2 protein-coding genes are annotated in these 2,443 nt (G+C 74.6%); one reads left to right on the plus strand and one right to left on the minus strand.

Annotated features, from left to right (window positions below):
• Positions 1-326: 326 nt before the first annotated feature.
• The gene (locus ACFU99_RS23975; protein ID WP_384395196.1) at positions 327-1,562 is read left to right on the plus strand and encodes a helix-turn-helix domain-containing protein; all 1,236 of its coding nucleotides are present in this window, start codon (positions 327-329) and stop codon (positions 1,560-1,562) included.
• A 77-nt stretch (positions 1,563-1,639) separates the two neighbouring features.
• Here ACFU99_RS23975 and ACFU99_RS23980 read toward each other — a convergent pair.
• Positions 1,640-2,443, minus strand: an 804-nt coding sequence (locus tag ACFU99_RS23980; protein WP_384395198.1) for an NAD(P)H-hydrate dehydratase, incomplete at its 5' end; no start/stop codon positions are given.

The following is a 2,443-nucleotide window of genomic DNA, read 5'->3' on the forward strand; positions in this document are numbered from 1 at the left end:
GGGGGGGGGGGGGGGGGGGGCCCGGGGGGGGGGGGGGGCGGGGGGGGGGGGGGGGGGGCCGCGGGGGCAGGGGTCCGGGACCGCATATTTACGGGCCGGCCGGCGTGTTGCCAAGGCTGACCTCTCCCGCAAGCCGACCCGCAAATACACGTCAGCGTCCCGGACCCCTACCCCTGCGCCCCCACCCCCTCCCGTCCCTGCCCCGCGGCCGGGCTCGTCCCCGTACGTGGGGTGGGTGGGGCTTCGCCCGCCCCCTGGGCGTGGGCGCGTTCGCGTCGTGGGGGTGGGAGCGGGCATACCGTGGGTGTGAGGGGAGCGGTGATCCTATGACGACAGGGTTGGCCGACAACGTCAGGAAGTACCGGCGGGTGGCTGGTCTGAGCCAAGAGGCGTTGGCTCATGAGGCGGAGCTCTCGCCGGCCGTGGTGCGCAAGGTCGAGCAGGGCGGGGACGTCCGCGTGGAGACGCTGCACGCGCTGGCCCGGGCCCTCGGCGTCACGACGTCGGCCTTGTTCGCGACGGAGGCCCCGCTGCCGGTGACCGGCGACGAGGCGAACCTGCGCCACCTCGTCGAGTTGCGCAAGGCGCTGATGCCTCCGGTGGGTATCGCCGCGACACTCTCCGACCACGGGGAGGCCGGGGAGCTCGCCGTCCTGCGGCGGGAGGTCAAGGACGGGCACGCGCTCTACTACGCCGACCGCTATGACTCCGTGGCGAAGAGACTGCCCGGACTGCTGCGGGCCACGGAGGCGACGGTGGCGGCGGCGGACGGTGAGGAGCGGCGGGACGCGGTGGTCGTGCGGGCCCAGGCGCTGTTGCTGACGGGGAAGTACCTGACGCAGGTCCGGCAGTACGACATGGCGTATCACGCGCTCGCGGAGGGCATTCGGCTCGCCCGGGAGGCGGAGCAGCCGCTCACCGCCGCCACCGGGGTGGTCGGCATGTGCTGGCTGCTGCTGCGGCAGGACCGCTTCGACGAGAGCGAACAGTTGGCCGCCGTCACGGCGGCGGACATGGAGCCGCGCATCTCGGACGCCGCTCCCGGGCAGTTGGCCGTCTGGGGTGAGCTGTCTCTGCGGGTCGCCGCCGCGGCCGTCCGCAACAACCGGCCCGATGTGGTCCGGGAGGCGCGCCGGATGGCGGCGGCGGCCGCGAGCGCGCTGGACGCGGAACAGCATGACTTCCCGTCCCACTGGGGGTCGTTCGGTCCTGTCACGGCGGAGCTGAAGGCCGTCGAGGATCTGTCGGTCACGGGCGACGTGCGAGGGGTGCTCCGGCGCGCGGACGACGGCCTGCTGAGCCGGAAGGCCGTACGCAACTACGGCAAGCCGACCGCCACCAGCTGGGACCGGCACCGGCTGGACGTGGCCAAGGCCCATGTGGCCCTCGGCTCCCACCAGGACGCCATGGCGGAACTGGACCAGCTCCGCCGCTCCTCGGGCGAGTGGCTGAAGCACCAGTCCATGGCCCGTTACATCGTGAGCGACATCCTCAGGTCGCGGAAACGGACGCTGACTCAGGACATAAGGGAAATGGCTGCTCACCTGGGCGTGACCGAGTAGCCGCCGTTCGGCGTGAACGACGGCTGACCGCGAGCCGGGCCGGTCCGGGGAGGGCGCCAAGGGCGTAGCCCCTGGCGTCAGGACGTCAAGTCCCGCCACGCCTCCGTCAGAGCTGACGCGACCTCCACCGACGTGAGCGGGCGGGAGCCCACGTGGCGGGCGGCCAGGCCGTGGAGGTAGGCGCCGGTGGAGGCGGCGTCGTGGGGGGTGAGGCCGGCGGCGAGGAGGGAGCCGGTCACGCCGGAGAGGACGTCGCCGCTGCCGGCCGTGGCCAGCCAGCCGGTGCCCGTGTGGTTGGTCCGTACGGGGCGGGCGCCGGTGGCGATCAGGGTGGTGGAGCCCTTGAGGAGGGCCGTCGCGCCGTAGCGGTCGGCCAGGGCCCGTACGGACGACAGGCGGGACGCCTCCACCTCCTCGCGGGTCGTGCCCAGGAGCGCCGCCGCCTCGCCCGCGTGCGGGGTCAGGATGGTCGGGGCGCTGCGGGCCCGTAGGCGTTCGGGCGGCGGCAGGAGGTGCAGGGCGTCCGCGTCCACCAGGATCGGCACGTCCGAGGCCAGGACGTCTGCCATCGCCTGGTGCGCCTCCTCGCCGTCGCCCAGGCCCGGCCCGATGATCCACGCCTGTACGCGGCCCGCCTTCTTCGGCGGGCCCGGCGAGACGAAGCACTCGGGGAAGCGGGCGATGACCGCGTCCGCGCCGGGGCCGACGTAGCGGATGGCTCCGGCGCCGCCGCGCAGGGCGCCCGCGACAGTCAGGACGGCCGCGCCGGGGTAGCGGGCGGAGCCTGCCACGACGCCGACGACGCCGCGCCGGTATTTGTCGCTCTCCGCGGCGGGGCGCGGCAGCAGCGCCGCGACGTCCGCGTCCACGCCCCGCGCGCT

It is taken from the genome of Streptomyces sp. NPDC057654 (assembly GCF_042800135.1).
GTDB lineage: Bacteria > Actinomycetota > Actinomycetes > Streptomycetales > Streptomycetaceae > Streptomyces.

Bases quoted from the DNA above. Each gene is read 5' to 3' on its own strand.
- ACFU99_RS23975 (WP_384395196.1), top strand. From the start codon at position 327: ATGACGACAGGGTTGGCCGACAACGTCAGGAAGTACCGGCGGGTGGCT.